Below are 24,272 nucleotides of genomic sequence, written 5' to 3' on the forward strand. Positions count from 1 at the left end.
CAAGGATTTCGGCCATGCGCCTGACCCTGCTCGACGGCTTTCGCGGCTATTTTCTGCTGTTCATGACGGTCGCCCATGCGAACGTGTATCTCCACACCTTGCTTGGCAAGATCAACCACCAGTACATCGGCTGGGTCGAGGATGCGCAGGGTTTCGTCTTCATTTCCGGCTTCGTGGTCGGGCTGGTCTATACCAAGCGGATGCTGCGCCGGGGCGTGGCCGACATGCGCGACGCCGTGGGCAAACGCATGTTCCATATCTGGCGCTACCACGCGGTGCTGGCGATCGGGTTCCTTGTTGCCGCGCTGGCATTGGCACAACTGGACATCCCGGCCAAGATCCTGGCGCAACAGGCCAAAGAGCCGATCGTCTTCACGCTGGCAGAGCTTGGCCTGCTGACCGGAACGCTGCACATGGGCATCTTGCCGATGTATATCGTCTTCATGGCGTTCACCCCGCTGGTGCTGCGCGCCTTCCAATCCGGTTGCGCGCTGAGCGTGGCCGCAATGTCGCTGGTGGCCTGGCTGTTCGCGCAATCCGGGATGCCGGACCTGGCCGAGCGACCGGTGGAAGCGGCGCTGAAAGCCGCCGGACATCCGGTGCATATCGGTATCTATTTCAACGTCTTCGCCTGGCAGGTCCTGTATATGGGCGGGCTGTGGCTTGGGTATCTGATGGCCGCGGGCAAGCTGGATCTGGGCTTCTTCCGTCGCCCTCAATCCGAACGACTGTTCCACATAGCGCTTCTGGGTTTCGCCATGCTCGCGGTGATGGATGTCGCCGTCTATACCATGTCCTTCGGGATCGATTTCAGCCGGATGATCTGGCGCAAGCTCGATCGTGGCAACCTTGACGCGATCTACCTGCTGAATTTCGCGCTGGACCTCTACATCGTCGCCTGGCTGCTGAACGCCGGGGCCGACAGCCACCACGCGCTGACCCGAGCCGCCGCGGCGGGGCTGCACAAGCTGTTCACCTGGCGGCCGCTGGTGTTCCTTGGCCAGCATTCGCTGCAAGTCTTCACCGCGCACATCGTCCTGATCTACGCGCTTTCGATCTACCTCGACGGCCGCAAGCCCGGTGTGCTTGAGGCGAACCTGCTGCTGCTTGCCTGCCTGCCGCCGCTTTTCCTGGTCGCCTGGGCCCACAAATGGGCCAAATCCCGACCCGCTCCCGCCGCCGCCCTCACCGCGGAATAGCGGACAAGCCAAGGGGCGGCCCCGCATCCGGCCGCCCCTTTCATTGTTCCCCAAATACGCGAATCCCGGCCCTGGCAAATCCTGGCACCGGCCCGGGCAAGTCTAACCTGCCGCGAATTCCACCGCCGCCACGATCTCATCGACAACGCGGCCCAACAGCGCCTCGTCCTCGCATTCCGCCATCACCCGGATCAGCGGTTCCGTCCCCGACTTGCGGATCAGCAACCGCCCGCGATCGCCCAATCGCGCCTCGCCCGCCGCGATCGCCGAGCGCACCGGCGGCGCCTCCAACGGCGCGGCCCCCGCGGCATAGCGGACGTTCTTCAAAAGCTGCGGCACCGTCTCGAAGCTGTTCACCAACCCCGACGCGCGCCGACCCGACCGCGCCATCTCGGCCAGGAACTGCAGTCCCGCGATCAGCCCGTCGCCGGTGGTCGCGTAATCGGTCATCACGATATGGCCCGACTGCTCGCCGCCCAGGTTCCAGCCCCCGCGCCGCATCGCCTCGACGACATAGCGGTCGCCCACCGCAGTGCGTTCCAGCCGCAGGCCGCGGCCGGTCAGGAACCGCTCCAGCCCCAGGTTCGACATGACCGTCGCCACCAGCGTGCCGCCGTTCAACCGCCCCTCATCGGCCCAGCGCGCGGCCAGAAGCGCCATCAGCTGATCGCCATCGGCAACCCGGCCGGTCTCGTCCAGGATCATCACCCGGTCGGCATCGCCATCCAGGCAGATCCCCACGTCGGCGCCATGGGCCACCACCGCCTCGGCCGCGGTCTGGGTATGGGTGGAGCCGCAGCGCTCGTTGATGTTGAAGCCATCGGGCGAGACACCCACCGGCACCACCTCGGCGCCCAGTTCCCACAGCACCTCTGGCGCGGCGCGGTAGGCCGCGCCGTTGGCGCAATCCAGCACCACCTTCAGCCCGTCCAGCCGCAGCCCGCCCGGGAAGGTGGTCTTGGCATATTCCTGATAGCGCCCGCGGGCGTCGTCGATGCGTCGCGCGCGGCCGATATTCTGCGGCTGGGCCGGTTCGATCTCGCCCTCCAAAATCGCCTCGATCTCGGCCTCGGCCTCATCCGACAGCTTGAACCCGTCGGGGCCGAAGAACTTGATCCCGTTGTCCTGATGCGGGTTGTGGCTGGCCGAGATCATCACCCCCACGTCGGCCCGCATCGACCGCGTGAGGAACCCCACGGCGGGCGTCGGAACCGGCCCCAGCAGCAGCACGTTCATGCCGGTCGAGGTGAACCCGGCGGTCAACGCGTTTTCCAACATGTAACCGGACAACCTGGTGTCCTTGCCGATCACCACGCGGTGCACCCCGGCCTTGTCGCGGCGAAAATAGCGCCCCGCCGCGGCGCCCAGGCGCAACGCCATCTCGGCGGTCATCGGGTAGCGGTTGGCCTGCCCCCGCACCCCGTCGGTTCCAAATATCTTGCGCGCCATCTAAGCCCCTCCCCCGCATGTCACCGCCTGCCACAACGCCAGCGCCTGCACCGTTTCGGGCACGTCATGCACCCGCAGGATCTGCACCCCCTGGGCCACCCCGGCCAGCGCCACGGCAACCGAGCCGGGCATCCGATCGCCAGCCGCGGGCGCACCGCCGAGCGTGCCGATGAAACGCTTGCGCGACACCCCCAGAAGCAGCGCGCAGCCCAAGGCATGGAACAGCGACAGATGGCGCAGCAACACCAGATTGTGCTCTGCCGTCTTGCCGAAGCCGATGCCGGGATCGACACAGATCCGGTCGCGCGGAATGCCCGCGGCCTCGGCCGCCGCGATCCGCGCTTCCAGGTGATCGTAGACGTCCAGCAGCACGTCGTCATAACGCGGATCACGTTGCATCGTCTGGGGGTCGCCCTGCGCATGCATCAGGCACAGCACCGCGCCCGAACCCGCCACGACCCGCGCCATGTCCGGATCGAACACCATCGCCGAGACATCGTTCACCAGATCCGCCCCGGCCGCCAGCGCCGCCTGGGCCACGCTCGCCTTGCGCGTGTCGATCGAGATCGCGCCGCTGTCGCCGCGCGCGCGCAGCGCCGCGATCACCGGGGCGGTGCGGGCGGCTTCCGCGTCCACCGGCACCTCGGCCGCGCCGGGGCGGGTACTTTCGCCGCCGATATCGAGGATCTCGGCCCCTGCGGCGCGCATCGCGCTTGCATGGGCCAGTCCGGCCTCTGGCGCCTCATAGCGGCCGCCGTCGGAAAAGCTGTCGGGCGTGACGTTCAGGATACCCATCACCCGCGGCCGGTCCATCGCCAGCCCCGCCAGCGGCGCGCGCGGCGCGCTCAGCCGCGCGGCCACCTCCTCCGGCAGATCCGACGCCGCGATCACCTGCCGTGCCCCGCCCCGTTCGATCACCTCGACCCGGTCGAACCAGCACCAGCCGCCCGCCAGGGTCCGCGCGCCCCTGGGCCGCGCCGGATCCAGCATCGCAATCGGTCGGAAATAGCTCATGGCTTCGCGCAGGCTTTCTTTCTGGCTCAAGTGTCCCCGCCGGAGGCCTCTGCCGCGGGCAGACATCCGGCCATTGCGGACGGGATTAGGCCGCGCCCGAAGCCAAGGCAACCCCTCAGGCCGGCGCGCGCTCTACCCTCACGCGGCTTCCTGCCGGCAATGAAACATCGCCGTGAACGATCAGCCGCGCCGCCGCGAATTCCTCGGCCAGCCAAAGGGCCAGGCGCAGCGGATCGGCGCCGCCCGGGCCGTCGACCGCATCCAGCACCATCTTCGACGGCGCCCAGACGATCACCTGGCCCCGGTGCAGGGCGGAATCGATCTCGGTCCGGCTGGAAACCACCACGCAGCGCCGGTCGCGGCCGGCCAGAACCCAGGCGTTCTGCTCGATTGCCAGAAGGTCGATCCGCCGCCGGGCGGGCGCCACGGCGGAAACCGGGCGGCCACCATCAGGCAGGCCCACGCACAAGATGAGCGGAGCGCCGCCTTGTTGCAGCGCGTCCAGCCGCGCCGGAAGATCCGGCGCCGTAATCGTGTCATTGTCCAGAAACACCACATCGGGATGGATCGCGCCCGCGCCATCGACCGCACCCAGCGGCATCGCCGCGCGCGAGCGCACGATCTCGACCCCCAGTTCGAAAGGCCCTCGGTCGAGCTTGGCGATACGGACGAAGACCCGCATCGCCCGCGGCTCTTGCAGCAGGCGCTCGGCGACGCGCTCGGCCAGGGTCTCGAGCAGATTGAAACGCTCGGCCGCCAGGACCGCGTCGATCGCCTCGATGATCTTCTCGTAGGACAGGATGCGATCGACATCGTCGTCCAGCGGCCCTGCCGCGGGGCGGACCTCGACCACCACGTCGAAGCGCAGCCGCTGTGGCACGCCGCGTTCATGCTGGAAGGCGCCGATATCGGCCTCGACCAGATGGTCGCGCAGGCTGATGCGGTCGCGCGGGTCGCTGGAGGCCGTGGCCGCCGCGCGTTCCTCGGGGTGCGCGAAGGCAAGGCGCGTCTCTTGGGGCATTGGGTATCCGATCTGCTTCGCCGCCCGACCCTATCGTCAAGCGCCGAACCCGCCCCCGCCGGAAGGCGGCAAGGCGGCGCCCGGCTGCGACATCAGCGCTATTTCGCCGCCACGCGGGCGGGCACGCGGTAGAACAGGTGCGCGCCGACGGTCGTGGTGTGCTTGAAGTGATGCGACCAGGACGGATGTACCCAGCGGGTGTGGAAATAGGTGGCCCCGTCGGTCACCTTGCGCGGCGCCCCGTCCAGCAGCAGCCGCGCGATCTTGCCCGCGCGCTCGTAGGCCGCCTCGTTGTGGATGGTTTCGGCCGCGCCATCGCAGGCGAAGGAGAACTGGCAGGCATTGCGCCGGTGCGCACCCTGGTTCACCACGCCACAGACCGTATCCGGGAAGCCCGAGGAATCGACCCGGTTCAGCACCACTTCGGCCACGCCGAACTGTCCCTTGATCGGCTCGCCCCGGGCTTCGAAATAAACGGCCTTGGCCAGGCATTGCCACTGCTTGCCGCCCTCGGCATCGGGCAATTCCGACAGCCAGGACGCGCGATATTCAAGCTTCTTCGGCTCGGGGTAGGCATCTTGCTTGCGCACCACCGTGGTCGGCGGCGTGATGATCTGTTCCAGCTTGTTCGGCGTGATCGAGGTGAACGCCGTCCGCTCGACACCCAGAAGACGCGTCAGCCGGCTATCGACAGAAGCATCAGGATGTTTGGATTGACTCACCGAAACATCGGCATGAGCCATCCCGCCCAGGGCAAGCACCACAACGGCGCCCTGTGCCCAAACGTGAAGCACGCGCATGGATTTCCGTCTCCGGTTCCGCTACTGTTTGAAATGTGCCCCCAGGCAACATCCGCGGCTCATTTAGCCGATACGTCCCCAAAGGTCCAGTCGCGTGACAATATTGTCACGTCGAATCAGCCAAGAGCCGCTGAAATCGAAAGTGGCCGGTGCCGATGCCCGATCGGCGATTGTCGGCCGAAGCCCCATCGCCACCCCGCCAATATATTGTAAATCATGACGTTTTCATGACGGCCGATCGGCCAAGGCCAGATGCGCCGCGGCCAGGCGGGCCACCGGCACGCGAAACGGAGAGCAAGAGACATAGTCGAAGCCGGCCTGCCGGCAGAAGGCGATGGATTCGGGATTTCCGCCATGCTCGCCGCAGAGTGACAGCAAGAGATTCGGCACTGCCGCGCGGCCCCGTTCGGCGCCGATCAGCAGCAGCTCTCCGACGCCCTCGGCATCGAGGATATGGAAGGGATCCTCGGGGAAGACGCCCAGCTGGACATAGGCATTCATGAAGCGCCCCGCGTCGTCGCGCGACAGGCCATAGGTCATCTGCGTCAGATCGTTGGTGCCGAAGGACAGAAAATGGCAATGCTGGGCGATCTCGCCGGCCCGGAGCGCGGCGCGCGGGGTTTCGACCATCACCCCCAGCCGGTAATCGAAGGCCGCGCCCTGATGCGTGCGCACCGCCGCCGCGACCGCATCGACGCGGGTCTTGACCAGTTCGACCTCGCGCTTGGCCGACACCAGCGGGATCATGATCTCCGGCACCACGGCGGCACCGCGGCGGCCGACCTCGATCGCGGCCTCGAAGATGGCGCGGGCCTGCATCTCGTAGATCTCGGGGATGGTGACGCCCAGCCGCACCCCGCGCATGCCCAGCATCGGGTTGGTTTCGCGCAGCGCCTCGACGCGGCGGATCACCTCTGACAGGGGCTTGTCCAGCGCCTCGGCCAGCTCCAGCATCCCGTCGCGGTCATGGGGCAGGAATTCGTGCAAGGGCGGGTCGAACAGGCGGATGCAGACGGGCAGGCCCGCCATGATCTCGAACAGCCGCACGAAATCGTCGCGCTGCATCGGCAACAGCCGGTCGAGCGCGGCCGCGCGATCCTCGCGCGTGTCGGCGAAGATCATCTCGCGCATCACCGTCAGGCGGCCTTCTTCGAAGAACATGTGTTCGGTCCGGCACAGGCCGATGCCTTCGGCATCGAAGCCGCGCGCGGTGGCCGCGTCCGCGGGGGTGTCGGCATTGGCGCGCACGCCGATGTCGCGGACCGCGTCGGCCCAGCCCAGCAGCGTGCGAAAAGCCTGGTCGAGCGCCGGTTTCAGCATTTCGGCCGCGCCGGCAAGGGCCTCTCCCCTCGTGCCGTCGATGGTGATCACGTCGCCCTCGCCAAAGCGGCGGCCGTCGGGGGTGCGCAGGACGCGGTCACGAGGGTTGACCAGGATCCCCGAGGCGCCCACCACACAGGGCAGGCCCAGCCCGCGCGCGATCACCGCGGCATGGCTGGTGATGCCGCCGCGCTCGGTCAGCACGCCGGCGGCGGCATGCATTCCGCGCACGTCCTCGGGCGCGGTTTCGCGGCGCACCAGGATGCAGGGCTCGCCGCGCGCGGCGCTGGCCTGGGCCGCGGCGGAAGAGAACACCAGCTTGCCCTGCGCGGCACCCGGGCTGGCGGCGATGCCGCGCGCGATCCGGTCGCGCGGCGCGCGCGCGTCGACCTGCGGATGCAAAAGCTCTGACAGCGCCCGGGGCTCGACCCGCAGCACGGCCTCTTCGGGGGCGATGATGCCGTCTTCGGCCAGCGCCACCGCGATGCGCACGCCGGCCCGGGACGAGCGCGCGACCTTCACCGCGTCGATGACGAACAGCTGCCCCGCCTCGACGGTGAATTCGATCTGCATCTCCTCGCGCAGGCGGGTGCGGCTGGCCTGGCCGAAGCGGATCAGATCGGCAAAGATTTCGGGCGCCACCTCTTCCAGCGAGGGGCCGCGCGGATCCCGGGTGAGGTAGAGCGCGGCATCCGGATCGGCCAGCGCGTCGCGGCCCTGGCTTTGGCCCAGATAGCGGCCGGTGACCTGCGGCTGGCCGGTGACCGGGTCGATGAACTGGATCACCCCCGCGCCCGACACGCCGCGCCCGATGCCCAGCGCCATGCCCTGCACCACAAGGCCAAGACCGGCCTCGGCCGGGGCGCCCTTGGCCTGCCGCAGCAGGCGCGCGGTGGTGCCTTCCCAGGCGCGCGCCATAGAGCGCAGCACCTCGGCCAGCTGGCGCAGCGGGTCCTGAGGGAAGGGTTCTTCCATCTCGGCCTCATAGGCGGCGAGGACCGCGTCCAGCGCGGCCTCGTCGACCGTGCCGACCATGAAGGGATCGGGGTCGAGCCGGGCGACATGGATCGCATAGGCCTGCACGAAGCGCAGATAGAGCGTGGTCGCGGCCTCTTGCCCATGGGTGGTGGCCAGTTCGGCATGGCGCTGGGCATTCATGCCGATGTTGAGCACGGTCGACGGGCCACCCCATTCGGTTTCCTGCGCCGAGGGCCGCACCGAGACCAGCGGCGCCGGCCCGAAGCACGCGAGGATCGCGGCGGCCTCGACGGGCTGCCCCGCGGCGATCGCCCGCACCGCCTGGAACGACAGCGCCACGGTCTTGGGCACCGGCATTTCAAGCCGAACGAGGCGCTGCAGGCATTTCGCCCGCCACCCATGGGTGTCGCGCGTAATTCGCGCGGTCGGAGAGATTTCGACGAAATCTCTGAAATCCATAGGTTTCTGCATTGCAGCACCTCGCTTGTGCGAAGGCAGGATATACGCCTTCGGTTTTCACGCAAGCTTCAGCGCGCGCGGCGGGGGGCTGTCTGCCCCCCTCGGCCTGCGGCCTCACCCCCCGAGAGTATTTGCACCAAGATGAAAGGGCTTAGCCCTCGATCCGGCCAAGGTCCGCGACCTGAAGGCAGGTACTGCGGATGCGGCTGAGCAGGTTCAGGCGATTGCGGCGCAGGATCTGGTTGTCGCTGTTGATCTGCACCGCCTCGAAGAATGCATCGATCGGGGCCCGCAGCGCGGCCATCGCGGCCATGGCGGCGGGGAAATCCTCGGCCTGCATCGCCGGGGCGATGGCGGCCTCGGCCTGGTCCAGCGCGGTGAAAAGCGCGGTTTCCTCGGGACCTTCGGCAAATTTCGGGTCTGCGCCGAAGCTGTATTCGACGCCGTCCTTTTCCTCGGCCTGAGTGAGGATGTTGTTGGCGCGCTTGAAGCCCTGGATCAGGTTGGCGCCGTCCTCAGTCGCCAGCGTCGCGGACAGGGCTTCGGCGCGTTTGACCAGCAAGGTGAGGTCGTCGGAGCCTTGCATGGCAAGACAGGCATCGATCACGTCGTGGCGGATGCCCGCGTCGCGCAGGTGGACCTTGAGGCGCTCGTGGAAGAAGGAGAGGAGGTTTGGAAGCACTTCCTGCCAACTTCTCAACTCGGCTGCTTTGCGATGGTTAGCCATAGAGACAACGGCGCGCTCAATCATCTCAGGTGTCGGAAAGATTGACTCGGCTGTGCTCGCCGCGAACTCCCTAATTACCTTGGACCACTTCCTCACAATGCCATCTTCGTTTTCTTCCAGAACTTCGAGCAGCCTCATGAGATTCATCGAATCCTCTCGCCGCGAGAGCAATCTGGCTTTGAGAAACTCTCCTTCCGCTCTGATAGCTTGATCGATTGCTACCGTCCGTGATGCGAAAGCAACCTCGCTAAGACCAAGGCTTAGTCCATTTACCAAAATTGTCCGAATAATCCCCAGCGCGGCGCGGCGCAGGGCGAAGGGATCCTTCGATCCGGTGGGCTTCTCGTCGATCGACCAGAAACCGGTGAGCGTATCCAGCTTGTCGGCCAGCGCGACGGCGACCGAGACCGGATCCCCCGGCACGTCGTCCGAGGGCCCCAGCGGCTGGTAATGCGCCTTGCAGGCGTTCGCCACCGCGTCGGGCAGACCCTGAGCGCGGGCGTAATAGCCGCCCATCGTGCCCTGAAGCTCGGGGAATTCGCCGACCATTTCAGAGCGCAGGTCGGCCTTGGCCACCCTCGCCGCCTGCGCCGCCAGATCGGGATCGGCGCCAACCAGCGGGGCGATCTCGCGCGCAAGCGCCTCGATCCGGGCGATGCGGTCGGCCTGCGAGCCGAGCTTGTTGTGGAAGGTCACATTGGACAGGCCCGCGGCCATGCCCTCCAGCCCTTCGGCCTTCACCGCGCGCAGGTCGTTATCCCAAAAGAAGCGCGCATCCGACAGCCGCGCCGACAGCACCTTGAGGTTGCCCGCCAGGATCGTCGCGCCCTCGTCCGCCGTCTCGCGGTTGGCGACGGTGACGAATTTCTCGATCCGTCCGGTTTTGGGGTTCTTCACCGAGAAGAACTTCTGATGCTCCTTCATCGAGGTTTGCAGCACCTCGGGCGGCAGCGTCAGGAAATCGGCGCCGATCGCGCCCATCAGCACCACCGGCCATTCGACAAGGCCCGCGATCTCTTCCAGCAGGCCGCGGTCCTCGACCAGTTCCAACCCCTGGGCGAAGGCGCGGTTGGTGGCGTCGTTCCAGATGTGGTCGGCCCGCTCGGCCGGATCGAGCATGACCTTGGCGGCGCGCAGCTTGGCGGCGTAATCGTCAAAGCCCGTCACGGTGATCTCGTCCGGGGCCATGAAGCGGTGGCCGCGGGTGGTGGCGCCGGCCCTGATGCCGTCGATCTCCAGCGGCACGACTTCGGCGCCGGCCTCGGTGGTCAGCAGGCACAGGATCGAATGCAGCGGACGCACCCAGCGCAGGCTGCCCGCGCCCCAGCGCATCGACTTGGGCCAGGGGAAATTGCGGATCACCGCTTCCAGCACCTCGGCCACGATCTCGGGCGCGGGGCGGCCGGGGCGGGTGATGGTGGCGAAAAGCACGGCGCCCTTCTTGTCCTCGCGCACCTCCAGCTGGTCGCGGCTCAGGCCGGTCGCGCGCAAAAAGCCCTCGATCGCCTTTTCGGGCGCGTCGGCCTTCGGGCCCTTGCGTTCCTCGCGGATGGTGGGGCTTTCGGCCGACAGCCCCTCGACCGCCAGCACCAGGCGGCGCGGGGTGGAAAAGGCCCCGGCCGAGGCATAGGTCAGGCCCGCCTCGACCAGCCCATCGGTGACCAGGCGCTGCAGGTCGGCGCGCGCGCGGGGCTGCATCCGCGCGGGGATTTCCTCGGAGAAGAGTTCGATCAGCAGGTCGGGCATCACTTTTCCTCCGGCGGCGTGGGGCAGCCCTGGGGCACGGGCTGGCCGTCGAACACGGCCCTTCCGCAGCGGTTCAACTGGTTCCACGCGTAGCCGTTGCCATCCTGACTGACGGCCACGACACGATCGACGCCGTAGTGGATATTGGCGCGGCCCAGGAAGGCCACGGCCTTGTGCTGCTTCAGCATCTGGTCGACCTTCTTGGCATCGAAACAGGCGAAATGCCTGGGCGCGGTCAGCGGCGTCGGATCGGGGTATGTCTGGAACGCTTTCACCAGCGTGTCCAACGGGCTTTCCATCTTGAAACAGGCGCGGTAGCGCAGCGGCGAGGAATTGGCGTCGATGCCGGTGAAATCCTTGATCGGCACCTCGGTCACCGCCCCGCCCTGGGCCTGGGTCAGCACCACATCGGCCGCCGGCGTATTGCGCGCGACCGTGGTGTAATAGGCATATTGCAGGCTGTAGTAGAGCCCGCCCCCGGCAATCACGCAGATCGCAAGGATGATCAGGACGACGGCCTTTCCGCTCATGCCGCCACCTCGGCGCCACCGGCTTCGGTGGTGACGAAGGCATCGGCGCATTTCTTGGCCAGCGCCCGGACCCGGCCGATATAGGCCTGACGTTCGGTGACCGAGATCACCCCGCGCGCATCGAGCAGGTTGAACAGGTGGCTGGCCTTGATGCACTGGTCATAGGCAGGATGCGCCATCACGATCCGACGCCCCGCGGCATCCGTTTCGGGGGCGGCCAGGATGCGTTCGCATTCGGCCTCGGCATCCTCGAAATGCTTCAGCAGCATCGCGGTGTCGGCCTGGTCGAAATTCCAGCGGCTATATTCCTGTTCGGTCTGGCGGAAGATGTCACCATAGCTCAGCGGGATCGGGCTGTCGGGGTCGTTGAAGGGCATCTCCATCACATGATCGATGCCCAGCACATACATCGCCAGCCGCTCCAGCCCGTAGGTCAGCTCTCCCGAGACCGGGCGACAATCATGGCCGCCGACCTGCTGGAAATAGGTGAACTGGCTGACCTCCATGCCGTCGCACCAGACCTCCCAGCCCAGGCCCCAGGCGCCCAGCGTCGGGCTTTCCCAATCATCCTCGACAAAGCGGATGTCGTGCAGATCCATGTCGATCCCGATGGCGCGCAGCGATCCGAGGTACAGCGCCTGAAGGTCGGGCGGCGAGGGTTTGATCAACACCTGATACTGATAGTAATGCTGCATCCGGTTGGGATTCTCGCCATAGCGCCCGTCGGTCGGGCGGCGCGAGGGCTGGATATAGGCCGCCGCCCAGGGCCGGGGGCCCAGCGCACGCAACGTGGTGGCGGGGTGGAAGGTGCCCGCCCCCACTTCCATGTCATAGGGTTGCAGCACGGCGCAGCCCTGCGCGCCCCAATAGGACTGAAGCCGCATCAGGATTTCCTGAAAGCTGCGCGGTGGGATGGTTGTCTCTGCCATGGATCGCCCGCCCTGGATAAAGCGTGCCCTCAATAGGCAGAAGCGACGGAAGGGTCAATCGGCCTGGTCTCGCCCCCTTTCGACAAAGTCTCGGTCCAGATCCCCGGCTCTTCATCTTGGCGGAAATACTCCGGGGGGTCGCCATTCGAGCGCCATTGGTCCGAGCGACAATGGCGACGGGGCAGCGCCCCCGCCGCCGCGCCCTCAGCCCGCGCCGCAGCCGTGCAACTCGACCGCGCGGCCCCGGCCCAGCACGGTGATCGTCAGCGTCTTGCGGTCCAGCGTGAAGGGCGCCCTGACGGGGACCACCTCGGCCACCGCGGTCAGCATGTTGCCTCGCCGCGTTGTCTTCGCGCCGGAAACCCAGGTCGTGGGATCGGGCAGTTCCATCACCGTCACCTCGCGCCCCGGCAGCGGCGGCAGCATCAGCCGCGCTGTCACCCGAAGACCGTCCGCGATCGGCTCGACGCTGCAGGTAGCCCGGGTCAGGCCCGCCTCGGCCGCGGTTTCGGGCCGCCGCGCCAGCGCCTGAGCGATCGCGGCATCCTTGCCACCCGGACCGCCTAGATCGGCCGAGACGGACAGGGCGACGGGCAGGCAGATCTCGTCGCAGACGCCCAGATCGACCCCGGCGCGCAGCGCGATCGGCGCGCCTGCCGTCTTCGGCGTCAACTCCAGCGGCAGCACGACGCGGCCGACATAGCCGATCGAACGCACCCCCCCGATGTCGAACACCTGCGGCACCGGCCAGTGGATCGTCACCGCCTTGAGGTTGGTGCTGGCGCTCCAGTCAAGAGAGGGCGGGATCCCCGCCTCGCCCGGCGCGCGCCAATAGGTGTGCCAGCCGGGCGCCAGGCTTAGTTCCAGCGCGGCCATGCGGTGGCCATCGGCCATGCGCCAGCCCGGCAATACCCGCGCGCTCACTGCCTGGGCCGGATCGACGATGCCCGAGGCCCGCGCCGCAAGCGCAAGGCCTGGCCCGCACAGCCATGCCGCGGCGACAACCGCCGCGGCGACAGGGCTCAGGATGGATCGGGCGGCAAAACGAGTCACTGCTTCAGGATAGGGCAGCGGCGACCGCGGGGGAATCACTTTTCGGCGAAACGCCGCCCCTGAGGGTTCCTTGCGCCGCGCCATCTTGCACTGACACGCGGCGCACCCCATCCTTAAGCAATGACGGAGAGCCAGATGAACCTGACCGGAAAGCTTCTGATCGCCATGCCCGGCATGGGCGATCCGCGTTTCGACCATAGCGTCATCTATATCTGCGAACATTCCGATCGCGGCGCGATGGGGCTGATCTGCAACAAGCCGGTCCCCGACCTGCCCTTCGCGCGGCTTCTCGAACAGCTTGATATCGCGGCCGGCCCCGGCGCGCGGGGCGCCAGGGTGCATTTCGGCGGCCCGGTCGAGGCCGGGCGCGGTTTCGTGTTGCATTCGGCCGAATACGGCAGCGCCGAAGGCACCCAGCAGGTCGACAACGGCATCGCCATGACCGCCACGCTGGACGTGCTGGAAGACATCTCGGCCGGGCGCGGGCCGGCGCGGGCGCTCCTGGCGCTGGGCTATGCCGGCTGGGGTCCCGGCCAGCTGGAGGACGAGATCGGCCAGAATGGCTGGCTGACGGCAGAGCCCAGCGACGAGATCATCTTTGCCGCCGACAATGCGACCAAATGGGAACGCGCCCTGAAATCCATGGGGATCGACGCGATCACCCTGTCGGCCACGGCGGGGCGGGCCTGAAGCGGCGGGCCGGGCGGCGGCGTCAGAACGGCCAGATCAGCGGCACCGCCAGGCTGACGACCACCGCCATCACCAGGCTCAGCGGCAGGCCGAAGCGCAGATAATCGGTGAAACGATAGCCGCCGGGGCCATAGACCAGGGTGTTGGTCTGATAGCCGATCGGCGTGGCAAAGCTGGCCGAGGCGGCGAAGATCACCGTCACCACCAGGGGCCGCGGATCGATACCCAGCGACTGCCCCAGCCCGATCGCGATCGGCGTCACCACCAGCGCCACGGCATTGTTGGTCACCAGTTCGGTCAGCACCCAGGTCAGCAGGAACAGCGCGAGCACCAGCCCCTGCGGCGGCAGCGAGGCCAGCGCTGGTGTCAGCGTCTCGACGATCAGCTTCGCCGCGCCGGATCGTTCCAGCCCCGCCCCGACCACCAGCATCGCGAAGATCATCGCCAGAAGCCGCCCCTCGATGAAACCGAAGGCCTCCTCCGCGTCGATGCAGCGGGTCAGCAGCACCAGCGCCACCCCCAGCAACGCCAGCGTCACGATCGGCGCCACCCCCAGCGCCGACAGCCCCACGATGCCCACCAGCGCCGCGATCGCGATCGGCGCATGGCCGCGCCGATAGGCCCGCGCCGAAGGCGTCGCGATATCTACCATGTGCATATCGTTCGCTAGGCGGCGGATGTCGTTCGCCTCGCCCTCCAGCAGCAGCGTGTCGCCCACCCGCACCACCAGATCGTCCAGTTGGCGGCCGGTGTTCTGGTTGCGCCGGTGCACCGCCAACACATAAACGCCATACCGCCGGCGAAGCCGCAATTCCCCCAGCGAGCGCCCGACCATCCGGCAGCCCGGCGCGATCAGCACCTCGACGGTCGAGGTCTGGACCGAACTCAGCTTGTCGACCAGGCGCAGTTCCTTGTTCTGCTGCAGACCCAGCAACTCGGCCATCGGGGTGCGCAGCACCACGCGGTCGCCCGCCGCCAGCACCACGGAAGCCAGATCGCGGCGCAACGAGGCGTCGCCGCGCAGCACGTCGATCACCCGCAGACCTTCGCGGCGGAAGATCTCGGCCTGATCCAACGTCTGACCGATCAGGGCGGAATCCTCTGGCAAGGCGACCTCGGTGAAGAATTTCATCCGCCCGCGATCAGCGATCATCCCGGCCAGCGATTCGCGGCTGGGCAGCAGCCGCGCGAAAAGTGCCAGATAGGCCATGCCCACCACGGCGACGATCAGACCCAGGCCGGAGATCTCGAAAATGCCGAAGGGCCGCATTCCCGCGGCGCGTGCGACGCCGTCGACCAGAAGGTTCGTCGAGGTCCCCAGAAGCGTGAGCGTGCCGCCGAAGATCGTCAGATAGGACAGCGGGATCATCAACTTCGATGGCGCCACCCCCAGTTTGCGGGCAAGCTGCATGAAGACCGGGATCATCACCACCACGACCGGGGTGTTGTTCACCACCGCCGACAGCAGCACCACCACCAGCGCCAGCAGCGCCAGCGTCACCCTCGGCCGGGTCTCGACATGCTGGGCCGCGCGCTGGCTGATCCAGTGAAGCGCCCCGGTACGCACCAGCGCGCCCACGATGATGAACAGCGCGGCGATCGTCCAGGGCGCGGGGTTCGACAGCATCGCCAGCGCCTGCGCCTGCGGCAGCACGCCAAGTACGACCATCAGCACTGCGCCCGAAACCGCGACCACCTCGACCGGGTAGGTTTCGCGCACGAACAGCACGAACATCGTCAGGATGATCGCCAGCGCAGCCAGCGCCTGGGCATTTGGGGGCAGCTCCAGCCCGAACATCACCGTTCCTCAAGTGGCCTCGGGCCGAGTGTCCCCGATTTCATCGGTTTCGCAAAGCGCGCCGGTGTCCCGGGCACCTGCGGCATCGACGACCGGGTCGGGTGCGACGCGGCCTGGCAAGGCCTCTTGCGCGCGCGGCCTGACCAGCGCCAGCCCCAGCAGCATCACCGCAAAGGCCGACCAGACCCAGGCCGAATAGCGCTCATTCAAGATCAGCATGGCCCAGAGCACGCCAAACCCCGTCACCAGATAGGACACCTGCGCCGCGAAAACCGGCCCCGCCCGGCCGATCAGCCAGACATAGCCGGCATAGACCAGCGACGACAGCACCGACAGCGCGACCAGCGCCGCTTCGGGCCCGGCCGGGCGCGGCGCGATGAACTGGCCCGACGCCACCGCGGCGGGCAATGCGAAGGCCAGCCCCACCAGCGACGCACCGAACAGAAGCTGGATCGGATCAAGCCCGGCGGTGCCCCATTTCGCGACGATGTTGCCCTCGAGCGCATAGAAGACCGGCGCGATCAGGGCGACGGGCAGCCAAAGAACGGCGGCACGGTCGGGCAGGCTGCCATGCGGCAGCGCGATCAGGGCGACGCCGGCAAGCCCCAGCCCCAGCCCCGTCAGGCGGAGCGGGCTGAAGCGGTCGATGCCCATGCCCAGCGCGATGGGAAAGGCGAACATCGGCACGATCGACAGCACGATCGAGGTCACCCCCGAAGGCAGGTGGCTGATCGAGAGATAGGAGAAGCTGTTGGGAATGAGCGTGCCCACCAGCGCGATGATCGCGCACATCCGCCAGGCCGCGCGCCCCCGCGGCAGGCCCTTTCCAAGGGCCGCGACCAGCGCGCCCAGCACCAGCGCCGACACCACCAGTTGCCAGAACAAAAGCCCCAGCGGCTGATATCCGGTCGAGACCGCGATCTTCGACAGCGGCTGCGTCAATCCCCAGCCCGCCCCCAGAAGCATCAGCAATGCATAGGGCGCGAAGCGGCGTGTCACGGCAGCGCCGGTTGCAACCGCCCGCCCACGCGGATCATGCTGATCTTGGTCGCCAGACCGGTGCGGTCGTCGGTCTCGACGCAGACGCCCGACAGCGTGGCCTCGCCCGCCGCCGGCTCGAACCTGGCCTTCGGCATGCCGGTGACGAAACGGCGCATCGGTTCGGTCTTTTCCATCCCGATGACCGAATTGTAATCGCCGCACATGCCCGCGTCCGTAAGGTACGCGGTGCCCCCGTTCAGGATCTGCGCGTCACCCGTCGGCACATGGGTATGGGTGCCCACGACCAGGCTCGCGCGGCCGTCGCACCAATGGCCGATCGCCATCTTCTCACTCGTGGCCTCGCAATGGATATCGACGATCGCGGCCTGCACCAGCCCGCCCAGCGGATGCGCCCGCAGCACGCCGTCAAGGGCCGAGAACGGATCGTCGAAGGGCCGCTTCATGAACACCTGACCCAGCGCCTGCGCCACCAGCACCTTGCGCCCGCCCTGCGCGGTGAAGACCCGCGCGCCCTTGCCCGGGGCGCCCTTGGCGAAGTTCAGCGGCCGGATGATGCGCGGCTCCTGCTCGATGAAGGCCAGCATGTCCTTCTGGTCGAAGGCATGATCGCCCAGCGTCAGACAATCCGCCCCGGCGTCGAGCAACGCCTTGGCATGCGCCCCCGAAAGCCCCGCGCCCGAGGTCGCGTTCTCGCCGTTGACGACGACGAAATCCAGGCCCCATTCGGCGCGCAGCCCGGGCAGCCGCTCGGCCACCGCGGCGCGCCCGGCGCGGCCCATCACATCCCCAAGGTACAACAGTTTCATCACTTCGGATTAGGGGCTTGGGCGCAGAAGGGCAAGGGTGCAGACGAAGGTTCCTGCGCCGCCCGGGGTTCAGGCGATCGGCGCGGGATCCAGCCAATCCTCGGCGGTGATCCAGTCGCAGAAGGCGGCGATCGGCCTCACCCGCCGATGGGCGCGCGGCACCACCAGATAGAAGCCGGGGATCTGTTCGGGCGGCATTCCCTGCATCACCTCCATCCCGAAGGGCGCCACCAGCTTGCCGGTCTCCAGATCATCGCGCGCATCGCTGACCGAGATCAGCCCCACCCCCAGCCCGGCCCGCGCCGCGCTGCGCATCGCCGCCGCGTCCTGCAGCACCAGTGCGCCCTTCGGATCGCGCGGCGCCACCCCCAGGTGGCGCAGCACGTCTGGCCAGAGGTCCGCCGACAGCATCGGATGCATCAGGGTCTGGTCCAGCAGATCCTCGGGCCGGCGCAGATCCGCCGCAAGCTGCGGCGCACAGCAGATCACCTTGATATCCTGCAACAGCAACACCTGATCGAAGGCCTTCCAGGTGCCATAGCCCCACTGGATCGCCACATCGACCTCGTCGGCGACGAAATCGGGCAGATCGACCATCGAGGTCAGCCGCAGGTCGGCCTCGGGCAGGATGGTGCGGAAGCGGCCCAGCCGGTCGATCAGGTAGCGGGTGGCGAAATAGGGGCTGGCGTTGACGTTGATGCGGGTGCGGTGGCCGATCTTGGTGATCCGGCGCACGCCTTCCTCGAATTCGTCGAACCCGGCCTGAACGAAATGCGACAGCAGGATCGCCTGCTCGTTGGGCTCGATCCTGCGGCCCTTGCGGTCGAACAGCGCCACGCCCAGCGCCTCTTCCAGCAGCTTGATCTGCTGGCTGACGGCCTGGGGCGAGACCAGAAGTTCCTTGGCCGCGCCGCGAAAGCTGCGGTGGCGCACCACGGTATGAAAGACCCGCAGCGCGTTCAGCGGCGGCAAACGGTCCGGCCTGCCGCCCACCTCAGATCACCGCTTTTTCCAGAAACGGACGGTTCGCGAGAATGCGCTCATAGCCCACTTCCGTCAGATCCAGCGTACGAAACCCGCCATAGGTGATCAGTTCGGACACCCCGCGCCCGGCGGCCGGGCCCTGTTGCAGCCCATGCCCCGAAAAGCCATTGGCATAGACGAAATTCTCCACCTCCGGGTGGCGTCCGACGATCAGGTTGTGGTCGAGCGTGTTGAAATCGTAATGCCCGGCCCATTGGTTCACGACCTTGAGCGCCTCGAAGGCCGGCGAGCGTTCGGCCAGGGCCGGCCAGACGATGTTCTCGAATTCCTCGTAGCGCGGCTCGAAATCGTCCCAGTCGACGGCCGGGTCCCGGGCCGGCACGCAGGCGCCCAGGAAATAGCGCCCCTCGGGGCGGCAGAAGACGCCGCTTGGGTCGATCATCAGCGGCAGACGGCCCTGGTTGATCGTGGCGGTGCCCTCGGGCGAGGCGGCGCAATCGAAGACGAAGCTGGTGCGCTTGCGCGGCTCGACCGGCACATCTAGGCCCGCCATCCGCGCGGTCAGCGCCGCACGCGGCCCCGAGGCGTTCACCACTGTCCCCGCCGCCACGGTCGCGCCCGATTTCAGCGTGACCCCGGTGACGCAGGCGCCGTCGCGGGCGATGGCGACCACCTCGTCGGTGACATATTCCGCCCCCTGGGCGCGGGCCTTGTTGCGAAAGCCCCACATCAGCCCGGTGTTGTTGAACCAGCCCTCGCCCGTGCGCCCGTAGGAGGCCAGCAGAATATCGTCCACCCGCAGATGCGGGAAGGCGCGGGCCAGATCCTCGGGGGCCCACAGCACCACGTCGGCGCCGCAGGCGCGCTGGACCTCGTGGTTTTCGCGCAGCACCTGGGCCTGCGAGGGAGTATTGGCCAGGAACAGGTAGCCGCCGGGGTGGAAGTTCAGATCGGGGCGGTCGTCGCCCACCTGCATGGTGGTCGCGAAATCGCGGATGAACTGCATCCCGAACTGGCTGATCCTGACGTTGACCGCGTTCGAGAACTGCACCCGGATCGACGAAGACGACAGCGCGGTCGAGGATCTCGCATAGCTGGGATCGCGTTCCACCACCAGCACCGAGCCGTCGAAATCGGGGTTGGCGGTCAGGAAATAGGCCACGGCAGAGCCGATCACCGCCCCGCCGACGATCACCACGTCATAGCTGTCTTTCATTCGCGCGCCTCGTCGTCGGGATGGCCCAGATCGACGAACCAGCCGCCAAGGTATCGCACCTTGGGATCGGCCGGATCGGGGGCCGGGGTGCGGGCCTCGACACCGGCGCGGTAAGCTTCGGTATTGTCCTGCGGCCGGTAGCCCAGATGCCCGGCCAGCCGGTTGTCGACCGGCTTCACCTGATTGTCGGACATGCCGAAGGCCACGGTGAATTCCACCCGCGGCGCGGTCAGCGCGGCGCAGGTCAGGCGCACGCAATCGTCGAACGACAGCCACGACCACAACATCCGCCGGTCCGCCGGTTCCGGGAAGGAGGAAAAGATCCGCAGCATCGCGCTCTCGATCCCGAACTTGTCCCAATAGAGCCGGCCCAGATCCTCGACGAAGCATTTCGACAGACCATACAGGCTGTCGGGCCGGTGCGGGGAATGCGCGTCGATATGGGTGGTCAGTTCATGATAGCCGATCGCATGGACCGAAGAGGCATAGACGACCCGCTTCACCCCATGTTTGCGCGCGCCCTCATAGATGTGATAGCTGCCGCGGATGTTGGAATTGAGGACCGTGTCCCAATCCTTTTCCAGCGGCGCGCCACCGAAATGCACGATGGCATCGACCCCCTCGGCCAGCGCCATCACGGCCTCCATGTCGGCAAGGTTGCAGATCACCGCCTCTTCGTTGGGTTGCAGATCCTCGATCTGTGCGATGTCGGTCAGCCGCAGGCGGCGCGCCAGGGGCGCAAGGCCGCGGCGCAGTTCGCTGCCCAGGCGGCCGGCGGCGCCGGTGATCAGAAGCGTGTCGAAGCGAGGCTGTGTCATGGGGTCTCCTGGGGCTTGCGTGGTAGGGATGCCGCGCCCGAGACATAGCCGCGGCGCAGATCCTCGGCGCGGGCGGCGGGGTCGCGCGCGGCAGGCGGGCCGAAGCCGCCGCCGCCGGGCAGTTGCAGCACCAGGCGGCGCCCGGCGGGCACATGTTGCCAGCCCTTCGGCCGCATCCGCGTGCCATCGTCCAGCATCACCGCGCCCGGCGCGCCGGGCCCACCGCCGTCGCGGCCACGGGCGCCATGGTTCACCCGGTCGAACATCGCAGAGAAGTCGAATTCATGCCCCGGCAAGGCCGCGATCTCGATGATCTGCCCCAGGCCGCCGCGATACTGCCCGTCGCCGCCCGACTCCGGGCGCAGTTCCTTGCGCCACACGACGATCGGGCCGGTCTGTTCGGTGGCCTCTACGGCCATGGTCATCACGCCCGACGGAAAAGCCGTGGCCGACAGCCCGTCAAGCCCCGGCCGCGCCCCCATGCCGCCCGAGTTGAACATCAAGATCTCGGCCCGCCGGCCTTCGGCGTTGTTCGCGGGCCGGGCCGAGATGTGGATGTTCCACAGCGCCGCCGCCCCTTCGGCCAGGATCTGCCCGGGCAGGGCCTTGGCCAGCGCCCCCAGCACCAGATCGGGCACCAGATGGCCGATCACATGGCGCAGGCTGACCGGCGCCGGGCGCGGCGCGTTCAGAATGTTGACCGGCGCGGCGATGGTGAACATCTCCAGCGAGGCCCAGTTGTTGGGGATATCCGGCGCCACCACGCATTTCAGCGCATAGCAGGCATAGGCCTTGGTATAGATGATCGGCACGTTGATGCCCCAGCGGCTGACCGGGTCGCTGCCCGCCATGTCGACATGGATGCGCTCCGCCCCGATCTCGACCCGCGTGGCCAGCCGCACGGGCGCGTCGTAGCCATCGGTGACCATGTCGTTTTCCCACGCCCCCCTGGGCAGCGCGGCGATCCGGTCCCGCATTGCCGCGCGGGTGCGGCTGAAGATGAAATCGCCCAGCGCATCGAGGCTCTCCAGCCCGGTCTCATCCATCATGTCGATCAGCCGGCGGTGGCCGACCTCGTTGCAGGCCGAAAGCGAATAGAAATCGCCCACCACCTGGTTCGGCTCGCGCACGTTCTGGCGCAGGATGCGGATCAGATCGCGGTTCACCGCGCCGGCTTGCGCGAATTTCATGATCGGGATCTGGATGCCTTCCTCGTAGACCGACTTGCCATCGGCCCCGAAACCGCGCCCGCCCACATCGACCACATGCGCGGTGCAGGCGAAGAACCCGACCAGCCGGTCACCCCTGAAGGAGGGCGAGACCATGGTGATGTCATGCAGATGCCCGGTGCCCTTCCAGGGGTCGTTGGTGACATAGGTATCGCCGGGGAACATGTCGCCCGGGCCGATCTCTTCGATGAAATGCCCGACCGCCTCGGCCATGGTGTTGACATGGCCCGGCGTGCCGGTGACCGCCTGCGCCAGCATCCGCCCCTCGGGGTCGAAGACGCCAGCGGAAAGATCCCCCGCCTCACGCACCGAGGTCGAGAACGCCGTGCGCAGCAGCGTCATCGCCTGTTCCTCGACCACCGAGATCAGGCGATTCCACATCACCTGCAGGCGGATTTCCTCGATCGTGTCGGTCATGCCGCGGCCTCCTTGCGGGTCAGAAGCAGGCTGCCGTCGGCCTGCATCACCGCATCGAAGGACGAGGTGACGACGGTCGCGGTCTCGTCCTCGACGATCACCGCGGGACCCGCGACGCGCGTGCCCGGGACCAGCGCGGAACGCTCGAAGACGCCCGAGGGCAGTTCCTTGCCCTGGGCCGGGTCGAAGACGGCGCGGCTAGCGGATGCGGGGGCGCGGCCTTCGCCCCGGGTGATTTCGACCCGCTCCGGCGCGGGGCGGATGTCCTCGGCCTTGACCGATATGGTAACGATCTCGATCTCCAGCCCGCCCGACCCGTCGATGGCGCGGCCGAAGAAACGAGCGTAGGCATCGCGGAAAGCCTGTTTCAGCCCCTCGGCGTCGGCGTCGGTGAAGGCCCGGTCGGGCAGCGGCACCGGGATCTCCCACCCCTGCCCCGCGTAGCGCATGAAGGCGGTGATCTCGCGCCGCATCCCGGCATCGGACCCTTGGCGCACGAAGCCCTCGGCGGTGTCGCGCAACCCCGCGATCACCGCATTCACCTGATCCGCGTCAAAGCTGGACAGCCGCACGACGTTCGAGGCCAGCGCCTCGTAGCCGAACGGCGCCCTGAGGAAGCCGATGGCAGACCCCACCCCGGCGCCGGGCGGGATCAGGCACTCATTGATCCCCAGCTTCTCGCACAGGCGGGCGGCATGCAGGGGCGCGGCGCCGCCGAAGGCCACCATCACGTTGTCGGAGATGTTCTTGCCGTTTTCGACCGCATGGACGCGGGCGGCGTTGGCCATGTTCTCGTCCACCACCTCGCAGATGCCGAAGGCCGCGGCGGTCGCGTCAAGGCCCAGCCTCTCGGCCACCTGGGCGCGGATCGCGGCCTCGGCCTTCCCGGCCGACAGCCGGATCGCGCCGCCCGCGAAATTCTCGGGGTCGATCTTGCCCAGCACCAAATCCGCATCGGTGATCGCGGGCCGGGTGCCCCCGCGCTGATAGCAGGCGGGGCCGGGTTCGGAGCCCGCAGATTCCGGGCCGGTCTGGATGCGCCCCATCGCGTCGACCCAGGCCAGCGACCCGCCGCCCGCGCCGATCTCGATCATCTCGATCACCGGGATCGAGATCGGCATGCCCGAGCCCTTGGCGAAGCGGTAGGTGCGCGCCACTTCGAAGCTGCGCGCGGTCTTGGGCGCGAAATCCCCGATCAGGCAGATCTTCGCGGTGGTGCCGCCCATGTCGTAGCTGACCACGTTCTCCAGCCCGAAGCGCCGCGCCATGTCGGCGGCAAAGATCGCCCCGCCCGCCGGGCCGGATTCGACCAGCCGCACCGGGAATTCGGCCGCCGTCTCGACCGAGATCAGCCCGCCGCCCGAATGGATCATGAAGACCGGGCAGCGCGCACCCATCTCGCGCAGGCGCACCTGAAGCCGGGCCAGGTAATCCGCCATCCGGGGCCGCACATAGGCATTGGCGCAGACGGTGTTGAAACGCTCGAACTCGCGCATCTGGGGCGAGACCTCGGCCGAAATCGAGATCGGCACGTCCACCTTGGCCGCGATGATCTCGCGCGCCCGGGCCTCATGCGCGGGGTTCATGTAGGAATGGATGAACCCCACGGCCACGGCGCCGAAGCCCGCGGCCGCGATGTAATCGGCCAGCGCCTCCAAAGCGGGTTCGTCCAGCGGCTCCAGCTCCTGCCCCTGGGCGCCGATACGGCCGCGCACGGTGAAACGATCCTCGCGCGGGATCAGCGGGGCGGGAAGCTGCATGTTCAGGTCATATTGCGCAAAGCGGCTTTCGGTGCGCATCTCGATCACGTCGCGAAAGCCCTCGGTGGTGACCAGCGCGGTGCGCGCGCCGCGCCGCTCGATCAGCGCGTTGGTGGCCAGCGTCGTGCCGTGGATCACCAGATCCAGATCGGCGGGCGTCAACCCCGCCTGCCCCAGAACCGTCTCGATCCCGTCAAGGATCGCCTGTTCCGGCGCGGCATAGTCGGTCAGCACCTTGGCCGAGAATATCTGCCCGCGCCATTCCAGCGCGACATCGGTGAAGGTGCCGCCGATGTCGGCCCCCAGCCGGATCGGATCCTTCGCCAT

19 protein-coding genes are annotated in these 24,272 nt (G+C 67.7%); 2 read left to right on the forward strand and 17 right to left on the reverse strand.

Going from position 1 to position 24,272, the window contains the following annotated elements; genetic code table 11:
* Positions 1-14: 14 nt before the first annotated feature.
* Positions 15-1,199, forward strand: coding sequence for an OpgC domain-containing protein (gene opgC / locus BLV97_RS10685; RefSeq protein WP_035846211.1), 1,185 nt, complete (start codon positions 15-17; stop codon positions 1,197-1,199).
* 102 nt (positions 1,200-1,301) lie between these two features.
* On the opposite strand, the gene glmM is transcribed toward opgC, so the two are convergent.
* The 9 genes from glmM to BLV97_RS10730 form a co-directional block, all read right to left on the reverse strand.
* On the reverse strand, positions 1,302-2,648 hold the full coding sequence (gene glmM, locus BLV97_RS10690) for a phosphoglucosamine mutase (protein WP_035846209.1): 1,347 nt from the start codon (positions 2,646-2,648) through the stop codon (positions 1,302-1,304).
* Positions 2,649-3,662 carry a dihydropteroate synthase gene (folP, locus tag BLV97_RS10695; RefSeq protein ID WP_035846207.1) on the reverse strand — a complete coding sequence of 338 codons (1,014 nt, stop codon included), beginning with the start codon at positions 3,660-3,662 and terminating at the stop codon, positions 2,649-2,651.
* A gap of 115 nt (positions 3,663-3,777) precedes the next feature.
* Complete coding sequence (locus BLV97_RS10700) at positions 3,778-4,683, reverse strand: dihydroneopterin aldolase (protein WP_035846205.1); 906 nt, start codon at positions 4,681-4,683, stop codon at positions 3,778-3,780.
* A gap of 98 nt (positions 4,684-4,781) precedes the next feature.
* A complete protein-coding gene (locus BLV97_RS10705) occupies positions 4,782-5,483 on the reverse strand; it encodes a cell wall hydrolase (RefSeq protein ID WP_035846202.1) in 702 nt (233 codons plus the stop codon).
* 225 nt (positions 5,484-5,708) lie between these two features.
* Complete coding sequence (locus BLV97_RS10710) at positions 5,709-8,252, reverse strand: putative PEP-binding protein (RefSeq protein WP_035846200.1); 2,544 nt, start codon at positions 8,250-8,252, stop codon at positions 5,709-5,711.
* A gap of 139 nt (positions 8,253-8,391) precedes the next feature.
* Positions 8,392-10,713 carry a glycine--tRNA ligase subunit beta gene (gene glyS, locus BLV97_RS10715; RefSeq protein WP_035846198.1) on the reverse strand — a complete coding sequence of 774 codons (2,322 nt, stop codon included), beginning with the start codon at positions 10,711-10,713 and terminating at the stop codon, positions 8,392-8,394.
* A complete protein-coding gene (locus BLV97_RS10720; RefSeq protein WP_035846196.1) occupies positions 10,713-11,243 on the reverse strand; it encodes a DUF6446 family protein in 531 nt (176 codons plus the stop codon). The genes glyS and BLV97_RS10720 overlap by 1 nt, the downstream gene beginning before the upstream one ends.
* On the reverse strand, positions 11,240-12,172 hold the full coding sequence (locus BLV97_RS10725) for a glycine--tRNA ligase subunit alpha (protein WP_035846194.1): 933 nt from the start codon (positions 12,170-12,172) through the stop codon (positions 11,240-11,242). The genes BLV97_RS10720 and BLV97_RS10725 overlap by 4 nt, the downstream gene beginning before the upstream one ends.
* 204 nt (positions 12,173-12,376) lie before the next feature.
* Complete coding sequence (locus tag BLV97_RS10730; RefSeq protein WP_244521008.1) at positions 12,377-13,225, reverse strand: protein-disulfide reductase DsbD domain-containing protein; 849 nt, start codon at positions 13,223-13,225, stop codon at positions 12,377-12,379.
* 135 nt (positions 13,226-13,360) lie between these two features.
* Between BLV97_RS10730 and BLV97_RS10735 the strand changes: the two genes are divergently transcribed.
* Positions 13,361-13,915, forward strand: a complete 555-nt coding sequence (locus tag BLV97_RS10735) for a YqgE/AlgH family protein (RefSeq protein ID WP_081825183.1) — start codon at positions 13,361-13,363, stop codon at positions 13,913-13,915.
* A gap of 22 nt (positions 13,916-13,937) precedes the next feature.
* Here BLV97_RS10735 and BLV97_RS10740 read toward each other — a convergent pair whose 3' ends face one another.
* The 8 genes from BLV97_RS10740 to BLV97_RS10775 form a co-directional block, all read right to left on the reverse strand.
* On the reverse strand, positions 13,938-15,713 hold the full coding sequence (locus tag BLV97_RS10740) for an SLC13 family permease (protein ID WP_035846190.1): 1,776 nt from the start codon (positions 15,711-15,713) through the stop codon (positions 13,938-13,940).
* Between the two features lie 9 nt (positions 15,714-15,722).
* Positions 15,723-16,712, reverse strand: coding sequence for a DMT family transporter (locus BLV97_RS10745; RefSeq protein ID WP_244521009.1), 990 nt, complete (start codon positions 16,710-16,712; stop codon positions 15,723-15,725).
* Positions 16,709-17,521 (reverse strand): TIGR00282 family metallophosphoesterase, encoded by an 813-nt coding sequence (locus tag BLV97_RS10750; RefSeq protein WP_035846188.1) that lies wholly within the window; start codon positions 17,519-17,521, stop codon positions 16,709-16,711. Before BLV97_RS10750 ends, BLV97_RS10745 begins: the two co-directional genes overlap by 4 nt.
* A 69-nt stretch (positions 17,522-17,590) precedes the next feature.
* Positions 17,591-18,493, reverse strand: coding sequence for a LysR substrate-binding domain-containing protein (locus tag BLV97_RS10755; protein ID WP_244521010.1), 903 nt, complete (start codon positions 18,491-18,493; stop codon positions 17,591-17,593).
* 22 nt (positions 18,494-18,515) lie between these two features.
* Complete coding sequence (locus tag BLV97_RS10760; RefSeq protein ID WP_035846184.1) at positions 18,516-19,721, reverse strand: NAD(P)/FAD-dependent oxidoreductase; 1,206 nt, start codon at positions 19,719-19,721, stop codon at positions 18,516-18,518.
* Complete coding sequence (locus tag BLV97_RS10765; RefSeq protein ID WP_035846182.1) at positions 19,718-20,539, reverse strand: NAD-dependent epimerase/dehydratase family protein; 822 nt, start codon at positions 20,537-20,539, stop codon at positions 19,718-19,720. The genes BLV97_RS10760 and BLV97_RS10765 overlap by 4 nt, the downstream gene beginning before the upstream one ends.
* The gene (locus tag BLV97_RS10770) at positions 20,536-22,185 is read right to left on the reverse strand and encodes a hydantoinase B/oxoprolinase family protein (RefSeq protein WP_051646291.1); all 1,650 of its coding nucleotides are present in this window, start codon (positions 22,183-22,185) and stop codon (positions 20,536-20,538) included. Before BLV97_RS10770 ends, BLV97_RS10765 begins: the two co-directional genes overlap by 4 nt.
* Positions 22,182-24,272 (reverse strand): hydantoinase/oxoprolinase family protein, encoded by a 2,091-nt coding sequence (locus tag BLV97_RS10775; protein WP_035846180.1) that lies wholly within the window; start codon positions 24,270-24,272, stop codon positions 22,182-22,184. The genes BLV97_RS10770 and BLV97_RS10775 overlap by 4 nt, the downstream gene beginning before the upstream one ends.

Origin of the sequence: Allgaiera indica (genome assembly GCF_900106675.1) — a bacterium.
Lineage (GTDB): Bacteria > Pseudomonadota > Alphaproteobacteria > Rhodobacterales > Rhodobacteraceae > Acidimangrovimonas > Acidimangrovimonas indica.

What these genes read in the sequence shown, in the direction of transcription:
- BLV97_RS10765 (WP_035846182.1), bottom strand. Translation starts at nt 20,539, where the DNA reads ATGACACAGCCTCGCTTCGACACGCTTCTGATCACCGGCGCCGCCGGC.
- opgC (WP_035846211.1), top strand. Translation starts at nt 15, where the DNA reads ATGCGCCTGACCCTGCTCGACGGCTTTCGCGGCTATTTTCTGCTGTTC.
- BLV97_RS10700 (WP_035846205.1), bottom strand. Translation starts at nt 4,683, where the DNA reads ATGCCCCAAGAGACGCGCCTTGCCTTCGCGCACCCCGAGGAACGCGCG.
- BLV97_RS10735 (WP_081825183.1), top strand. Translation starts at nt 13,361, where the DNA reads ATGAACCTGACCGGAAAGCTTCTGATCGCCATGCCCGGCATGGGCGAT.
- BLV97_RS10775 (WP_035846180.1), bottom strand. Translation starts at nt 24,272, where the DNA reads ATGGCGAAGGATCCGATCCGGCTGGGGGCCGACATCGGCGGCACCTTC.
- BLV97_RS10725 (WP_035846194.1), bottom strand. Translation starts at nt 12,172, where the DNA reads ATGGCAGAGACAACCATCCCACCGCGCAGCTTTCAGGAAATCCTGATG.
- BLV97_RS10770 (WP_051646291.1), bottom strand. Translation starts at nt 22,185, where the DNA reads ATGACCGACACGATCGAGGAAATCCGCCTGCAGGTGATGTGGAATCGC.
- BLV97_RS10720 (WP_035846196.1), bottom strand. Translation starts at nt 11,243, where the DNA reads ATGAGCGGAAAGGCCGTCGTCCTGATCATCCTTGCGATCTGCGTGATT.
- BLV97_RS10750 (WP_035846188.1), bottom strand. Translation starts at nt 17,521, where the DNA reads ATGAAACTGTTGTACCTTGGGGATGTGATGGGCCGCGCCGGGCGCGCC.
- BLV97_RS10705 (WP_035846202.1), bottom strand. Translation starts at nt 5,483, where the DNA reads ATGCGCGTGCTTCACGTTTGGGCACAGGGCGCCGTTGTGGTGCTTGCC.
- glmM (WP_035846209.1), bottom strand. Translation starts at nt 2,648, where the DNA reads ATGGCGCGCAAGATATTTGGAACCGACGGGGTGCGGGGGCAGGCCAAC.
- glyS (WP_035846198.1), bottom strand. Translation starts at nt 10,713, where the DNA reads ATGCCCGACCTGCTGATCGAACTCTTCTCCGAGGAAATCCCCGCGCGG.
- BLV97_RS10760 (WP_035846184.1), bottom strand. Translation starts at nt 19,721, where the DNA reads ATGAAAGACAGCTATGACGTGGTGATCGTCGGCGGGGCGGTGATCGGC.
- BLV97_RS10740 (WP_035846190.1), bottom strand. Translation starts at nt 15,713, where the DNA reads ATGTTCGGGCTGGAGCTGCCCCCAAATGCCCAGGCGCTGGCTGCGCTG.
- BLV97_RS10710 (WP_035846200.1), bottom strand. Translation starts at nt 8,252, where the DNA reads ATGCAGAAACCTATGGATTTCAGAGATTTCGTCGAAATCTCTCCGACC.
- folP (WP_035846207.1), bottom strand. Translation starts at nt 3,662, where the DNA reads ATGAGCTATTTCCGACCGATTGCGATGCTGGATCCGGCGCGGCCCAGG.